This window comes from Streptomyces zaomyceticus (genome assembly GCF_014656215.1).
Taxonomy (GTDB): Bacteria; Actinomycetota; Actinomycetes; order Streptomycetales; family Streptomycetaceae; genus Streptomyces; species Streptomyces zaomyceticus.
In genome coordinates this window covers 64,410-70,919 of the sequence record NZ_BNBZ01000040.1, presented here as the reverse complement: position 1 = coordinate 70,919, position 6,510 = coordinate 64,410, and the positions used below count along the sequence as shown (strand labels likewise).

Annotated in this window: 5 protein-coding genes and 2 tRNA genes; 2 read left to right on the top strand and 5 right to left on the bottom strand. The window is 72.3% G+C overall.

Annotated elements, in window-relative coordinates:
* Both IE311_RS32950 and IE311_RS32945 read right to left on the bottom strand, forming a co-directional pair.
* A partial coding sequence (locus IE311_RS32950; RefSeq protein ID WP_189835540.1) for a PAS domain-containing protein occupies positions 1-2,211 on the bottom strand: 2,211 nt, incomplete at its 3' end.
* A 126-nt stretch (positions 2,212-2,337) separates the two neighbouring features.
* Positions 2,338-2,763 (bottom strand): SSI family serine proteinase inhibitor, encoded by a 426-nt coding sequence (locus IE311_RS32945; RefSeq protein WP_189835539.1) that lies wholly within the window; start codon positions 2,761-2,763, stop codon positions 2,338-2,340.
* 423 nt (positions 2,764-3,186) lie between these two features.
* On the opposite strand from IE311_RS32945, the gene IE311_RS32940 reads away from it, so the two are divergent.
* Positions 3,187-3,277, top strand: a tRNA-Ser gene (locus tag IE311_RS32940).
* A 222-nt stretch (positions 3,278-3,499) separates the two neighbouring features.
* Positions 3,500-3,572 (top strand) — tRNA-Arg (locus IE311_RS32935).
* Between the two features lie 87 nt (positions 3,573-3,659).
* Here the strand turns inward: IE311_RS32935 and IE311_RS32930 are convergent.
* The 3 genes from IE311_RS32930 to repSA are packed head-to-tail and all read right to left on the bottom strand — an operon-like array spanning position 3,660 to position 6,489.
* A complete protein-coding gene (locus IE311_RS32930) occupies positions 3,660-4,892 on the bottom strand; it encodes a site-specific integrase (RefSeq protein WP_457853431.1) in 1,233 nt (410 codons plus the stop codon).
* Entirely contained in the window at positions 4,889-5,095 is a 207-nt protein-coding gene (locus tag IE311_RS32925) for an excisionase family DNA-binding protein (RefSeq protein WP_189835537.1), read from the bottom strand. Before IE311_RS32925 ends, IE311_RS32930 begins: the two co-directional genes overlap by 4 nt.
* The gene (gene repSA / locus IE311_RS32920) at positions 5,092-6,489 is read right to left on the bottom strand and encodes a replication initiator protein RepSA (RefSeq protein ID WP_189835536.1); all 1,398 of its coding nucleotides are present in this window, start codon (positions 6,487-6,489) and stop codon (positions 5,092-5,094) included. Before repSA ends, IE311_RS32925 begins: the two co-directional genes overlap by 4 nt.
* Positions 6,490-6,510 lie beyond the last annotated feature (21 nt).

The window sequence follows — 6,510 nt, the reverse complement described above, 5'->3', positions numbered from 1 at the left end:
GAGGGCGGCCTCGGCGGCGGCGGCGTCCCGCAGGGCGCGGGCCGGCGCGGGAGCGCCCGAGGGCTCGACGGCGACACCCTGCGGCGGCACGGCGGCGCCGAGCGCGGCCCGTCCCTGCGCGCCCTCGGCGGCGGTCACCACGGACCCCTCGGCAGGCCGCCCGCGCCGACGCCCGGTCGGCTCGACGACGGAGGCAACGGGCGCGCCCGACGAATCCGGGGCACCCGGGGCGACGACCACGTCGACGGCGGCGTTCTGCTGGGCCGGGATCAGCTCGGCGGGTCCGCCGGAGGCGTCTCCCGTACGGGCACGGCGGCGGCCACTGGGCTCCGCGCGGCCTCCGGGCTCCGTGCCGCCCTCGGGGGCGACCGCGCTCTCCAGGAAGGCGTCCGTGGAGCCGCGCCGGGCCCGGCGCCGTCCTCCGCCGGAGGTCTCGGGGGAGTCGGCGGGCGGCGGGGTCATCGGCGCGGACGCCTGCGCGGGCAGCGCGAGAGCCTCCCGCCCACCGCTGCCGGGCCCACCGGCCGCACCACTGCCGGTGCCGGTCCCCGGTCCATCGGCCGGACCACTGCCCGGTCCGGCCCCCGGCCCGCCGGCCGAGCCGTCGACCGGCCCCGCGGTCGGACCGTCCGGCCTCGCCTCCGGCGCGGGGACCGTGCCCCGCCCGGCACCGAGCGGGACCTCGAGGACGTACGCGCCGCCGCTCGTCCCCGGCACCTCGTGGGTCTGGACGACTCCGCCGTGCGCCGCCACGATCCCGCGGACGACCGGCCCGTGGACCGGGTCGCCGCCCGCGTACGGCCCGCGGACCTCGATCCGTACGACATCACCCCGCTGTGCGGCGGCGACGACGATCGTGGAGTCGGCCTGTACGGAGCCCTGGGCCGCGGCCCGGTTCTTGCCGGTCGCGTCGACGCCCGCGACGTCCGCGACGAGGTGCGCGAGCGCCGTCGCGAGCCGGGCCGCGTCGACCTCGGCCTCGATGGGCGGCGCGTGGACGGCGAACTGGGCGCGGCCGGGCCCGATCAGCTCGACGGCCCCGTCGATGCCTGCCGTGACGACTCCGTCGAGCAGCGCGACGTGCTTGTCGAGCTTCTCCGTGCCCGCGTCCAGGAGCTGGTAGCCCAGGACGTTGTCGACGAGCGTCGTCATCCGGGCGTATCCGGCGGCGAGGTGGTGCAGGACCTGGTTGGCCTCGGGCCACAGCTGTCCGGCGTCGTCGGCGGCGAGGGTGCCCAGCTGGCTGCGCAGCTCCTCCAGGGGGCCGCGCAGCGACTCGGCGAGGACGGCCGTCAGCTGCTCGTGCCGGGCGGCGAGGGAGGCGTACCGCTCCTGCTGCGCCTCCCGCTCCGCGGCGTTCCGCTCGGCGCGGTCGGCGAGTTCGGCGGTGTGCTCCTCGACGAGCTGCTCGTACGGCCTGCGGTCGGTGAAGGTCATGACCGCGCCGACGAGCTGGTCGCCGTCGCGGACCGGGGCGGTCGTCAGGTCGACCGGCACCCGGTCGCCCTTCTTCGCCCAGAGGACCTGCCCGCGGACGCGGTGCTTGCGGCCGGACTTGAGGGTGTCGGCGAGCGGCGACTCCTCGTACGGGAAGGGTTCGCCGTCGGGCCGCTTCGCGAGGATCAGCGGGTGGAGCTCCTGCCCGCCGAGTTCGCCGGCGCGGTAGCCGAGGATCTGCGCGGCGGCGGGGTTGACCAGGACGACCCGGCCGTCGGTGTCCGTGCCGACGACGCCCTCGGCCGCGGCGCGCAGGATCATCTCGGTCTGGCGCTGCGAGCGGGCGAGTTCGGCCTCGGTGTCGAGAGTGCCGGTGAGGTCCCGTACGACCAGCATGAGCAGCTCGTCGCCGGTGTAGCCGCCGTACGAGTCGTAGGCCTCGCGGCCGTCCTCCAGGCTGGCGCTGGTGACCTCGACGGCGAATTCGCTGCCGTCGGTGCGGCGGGCGATCATCCGGGCCGGCTTGGTGCGGCCGCGCTCGTCGGTGCCTTCGGGGCGGCGCATCGAACCCGGGATGAGCCGGGAGTCGAAGCTCGGCAGGAGGTCGAGGAGCCCGCGCCCGACGAGTGCGGTGCCCGGAGTCTCGAACATGCCGAGGGCGATCGTGTTGGCGTTGACGACCGTGCCGTTGCAGTTGACGAGCACGAGCCCGTCGGGGAGGGCATCGAGTATGGCTGCGAGGCGAGCAGCGCCTCGGGATGGCCTGCTGCTCACGACGACGCTTCCTCCCAGACGCACTGCACGTGCTCGCCCTATCGGCCGGCCGGTCCCATCTTGCCCCTCGGGCCGCGGCCTGTCACTGAGGGGAGTCTAAGGGAGCCGTCGAGGGGCAACCCTGCCTCATGCCCTGACAAGGGGAAGGACCGGCTCCAGGTTTTCCCAGCGGTCGATCTCGCAGCCGTCGGCCCGGGAGAAGCGGGCGTCGACCGTGCGGCCCTGCCAGGTGCCGGTGATGTGCGCGACGGCGGGCCCGCCGTAGACCTGCGTACAGAGCCGGTCGGCGGGCACGGGCGCGAACGGGTCCGTGCCCGTCTCCGCGAGCTGGTCAAGGCGCTTGCAGGCGTTCTCACGCGCCGGGTGGTTCCCTTCGGTCCGGTCGTCACAGTTCAGCTCGAAGGTGCCGTTGGCGCGCGGATTGCCGTTCTCGGCGACGGTGACGGTCAGGGTGTCGGGCGGCGTGAGCAGGGGCAGTGGCGGCAGCGGACCGAGCCCGGCGGCCCCGGCGGAGGCGGTGGCGAGGGAGGCGAGGAGGAGGCGGCGCAGCATACGGATCTCCAGGAGCGGGGGGAGTGCGACGGGCGCGGGTGCACGGTGTGCCCGCCCCCTCTAACGCTCCGGGCGCCGGGGCGTTGCGCAAGCGGGGTGCGCCGGACGGGGACGGAGCGACTCCGGGGAGGTCGCGGGGCGTCCCGGCGGCCGACTTCGAGGAGGTCGTGGAGTCGTACCGGCCCGCGCGACTCCGAAGGGGGCGTGGGCGTACCGGTGGCCGCCGCCCGGGGAGTCGAGGAGTCGCGGAGTCGTCCCGGCGGCCGGCACGAAGGAACCGTGCGGCTTCGGCGGGTGGCACGAAGGATGCCGTGGGGCTTTGCTCTCGACCCCGGAGGCCTAGTACGGTGAGAATCGATTGGTGACAGCCGGTTCGCCTGTGTCATCATCTGCACGCACCACCCGCGTATGCGCGAGGTGCATGGAGGCGTCGCCTAGTCCGGTCTATGGCGCCGCACTGCTAATGCGGTTTGGGTCTTAAAGCCCATCGAGGGTTCAAATCCCTCCGCCTCCGCCCCTACCGAAGCCCCGGCCCCACAGGCCGGGGCTTCGGCCGTTCCCGGCCCGCTCGACAGCTGCCCCGTCGGCCTCGCCATCCACCGCCTGAGCGGCGTTTTCGCAGGTCACAAGGGGTGGGGCAATCGGATTTCACATGGCGGCGGCAGTCATGTAATGTTCTGTCTGTCGCCGCGAGCGGGTCGAAAGACCGGGGAGCGGAGGCAAGACAAAAGAACAAGCACTCGTAGCTTAACGGATAGAGCATCTGACTACGGATCAGAAGGTTGCAGGTTCGAATCCTGCCGAGTGCACACAGGTGAGAGGCCCCGGAGAGATCCGGGGCCTCTTGCGTTTCCTGGTCGTACAGCAGCGAAGTACAGCAACCGCGCTGATCGCTATCAGCCGGTGGCGGTACCGCCCATGGCATCGGACAGCTTGCCGATCGCGGTCCGCACTTCCTCTTCGCTCGCCTCGGCGTAGACCTCCATCGTCATGGCGATCTGCGAGTGCCGAAGGATCCGCTGCGCCACCTTCGGGTGGACCTTGAGAGCGACCAGGAGCGAGCTGCACGTGTGGCGGGTGTTGCGGAGCGGGATCACGCGCACGCCGGCGCGACGGGCCCGCAGGGCGAACATCCGGGTCAGATTCCCTGGCTCGATGGGCGTGCCGTACTTCGTCGTAAAGACGAGCCCGCGGGTGTCCTGCCACAGTTCGCTGGCTGCCTTCCGGTCCCCGGTCTGCTGACCACGCCGCATCCGGAGCGCCTTGAGGCAAACGGCGGGGAGGGGAAGGAAGTCGTCCGACTCCTCCGTCTTGGTCTCCCGGTGGAGGAGCTGACGCCCGGCGCGCTGGATCTGGTGATCCACGTACAGCTCGCCGGTCTCGAAGTCGATCGACTCCCAAGTGAGCCCCAGGACCTCACCGCGGCGGAGCCCGAGGCACAGCACGAGCATCCAGGCGGCGAAGAGGTGATCGTCCCGGTCGGCCGCGTCTGCGAGGAACTGACCCGCTTCGGTGACGGACCACGGCTTGATCCGGCGCCGGCGGGGCTTGGGGACCTTCACGAGGGAGGCGACGTTCTTCCCGATCTCTTCCTCGGTCACGGCGTGCGTGAGCGCGGCCCGGAGGGCGTCACGGGCGCCCTGGACGACCCGACGGGACGGGTACGCCTCGCAGCACTCCCCGGCGGCGCAGCACTTCCGTCGGCCCGGCTCCCGCTTGGCGTCCTTCCCCTGCGCGCAGCACTGGCAGATGGTCGCGAGCTTGGTCAGCCACTCCCGGACGTCCCGCACGGTCAGTTTGTCGAGCCGCTTCGTACCGAGGTGCGGGGCGATGTAGAGCCGGACGTATCCCTCGTACGAGACGTAGGAGAGCGGGGCGAGGTTGGGCTTCACGATCGAGTCGAGCCAGTAGGAGAGGAACGCGGAGAGGATGCGGTGTCGGGTGGCCACGGGCCCCTTCTTCGCCTCGGCGTGGAGCTTGAGCCACTTGTCGTGGACCTCCTCCCGGGTCTTGCCGTAGGCGTACTTCCGGGCCCGCTTGCCGTCCGGCTTGGTGACCCAGACGTAGGCGGCGTAGCCGTTCTTGTACGGGTAGATGGAGCCTTCGCCGTTCCCGCGCTTTCCACTCATGCGGCCCACTCCTCGGCGCTGGCGGCGACGCGCTCGATGTACTCGTCGACCCAGGCGGGGAGGACGCGGCGGTTGCGGCCGACCTTCACCGAGCGGATCTCTCCGGTGAGCAGGAGCATCTTGGTCTTGGACAGCCCGAAGCCGAGCAGGGCGGCGACCTCGGCGGTCGTGTGCCACTTGGGCTGAATCACGGTCGTGGTCATGCTTCCGTTCCTTCCGGGGTGAGGTGGTCGCGTAGTGCCTCGCGAGCGGTCTCGCGGTTGAGCGCGATGTCCCGGGCGATCGAGGCGGCGAGGGCGGCCTCGCCGGGGGAGTGGCCCTGGCCGACGTAGGACCAGGAGGTGAGGACGAGGACGGTGTCCGGCTCGATGTCGTCCAGGCCGCGGGCGGTGCGTTCCTGGGCGGCGCGGTAGTCGGCGCGGGTCTGGCGGAGTTCGCCGAGGGTGGTGGAGTACTGGCGGGACTTGGTGGAGAAGTGGCCCCGGAAGCCGAGCATGTGGGCCCAGGCGAGGAGGCGGCGATCCGGGTACAGCGGGTCGAGGTCGAAGCAGGCTTCGACGAGGCGGCGGGTGTGGTCGGGGACGCCGAGGAGGACCAGGGCCTCACGGTTGCCGACGCGGCGGTCGAGGCTGCCGGTCGTCTCCGCCGCTTTGGTCGCGTACTTGGCGATGTAGGAGGCGACGGCCTGTTCGGTGATGTCGGAGCCGTCACCGAATGCCTTGACGGGCCGGATGTCGAGCTGGGTACCCCAGCGGAGGCGGCGGGCGGGGTGATCGCCGGCGGCGGGGACAGCGATGGTCGTGTACGCATGGATGGCGGCGGCGTGGATGGCGTCGGTGAGGTGCTCGGTGGTCGCCCACGACGGCGGCGGGGAGTCGGGACCGTCCGGGCCGTCGATGCGGACGACGGCGTGGAAGTGGACGGCGCCGCGCTTCTGGAACTCGGCGACCTTCCCGTAGGAGATCCGGGCGACTGCCTTCAGCTCCCGCTGAGAGAGGCCGACCGTGGCGGCGATCTCCCGGCGGAGGCGGTTCGTGAATCGCTGCCAGAGCTGCCCGGAGTGGTTGTTGAAGAGGACGGCAGCGGCGTAGTCGTACGACTCGGGGGCGAGCGGCGTGCCGAGGACGGCGTCATCCTCGGCGTGGCGGACGCCGCAGCGGCAGGGCCGGGTGCCGGGACGGTTGTGGACCGGCCCGAAGGACGGGGCGGTGAGGGTGAGGAAGACGCGGGGGTGCTCGCGGACGGTGGCGGGGATGTCCCGGGCGTTGTCTCCGGCGAGGCCGGCGCGGATGAGGTGGAATGTGTCGCCCGCGTAGGTCCAGGCGCAGGCGGGGCAGCGGGAGGCCCGGCGGTTGCCGCAGGCGATCCGGAGCCGGGAGCCCGGTTCGGTGTCGGTGGAGTAGCGGTGGAGGGTCTCGCCGGTGGTCTTGTCCCGGGTGAGGGTCCAGCCCTGGAGGTGGATGGGGTGGGAGCAGCCGCCGGTGCGGTGGATCTGCTCCTTCCAGCGGTCGAAGCCGGGGGACCCGGCCACCCGGAGCATGTCGCCCAGGGTGGCGGTGTCGAACCCCGCCGACGAGGCGGCTGGGACGGTCATCATGGAGAGCTTCCTTCTGGTTCT

Bases quoted from the DNA above. Each gene is read 5' to 3' on its own strand.
- IE311_RS32945 (WP_189835539.1), bottom strand. From the start codon at position 2,763: ATGCTGCGCCGCCTCCTCCTCGCCTCCCTCGCCACCGCCTCCGCCGGG.
- repSA (WP_189835536.1), bottom strand. From the start codon at position 6,489: ATGATGACCGTCCCAGCCGCCTCGTCGGCGGGGTTCGACACCGCCACC.
- IE311_RS32930 (WP_457853431.1), bottom strand. From the start codon at position 4,892: ATGAGTGGAAAGCGCGGGAACGGCGAAGGCTCCATCTACCCGTACAAG.
- IE311_RS32925 (WP_189835537.1), bottom strand. From the start codon at position 5,095: ATGACCACGACCGTGATTCAGCCCAAGTGGCACACGACCGCCGAGGTC.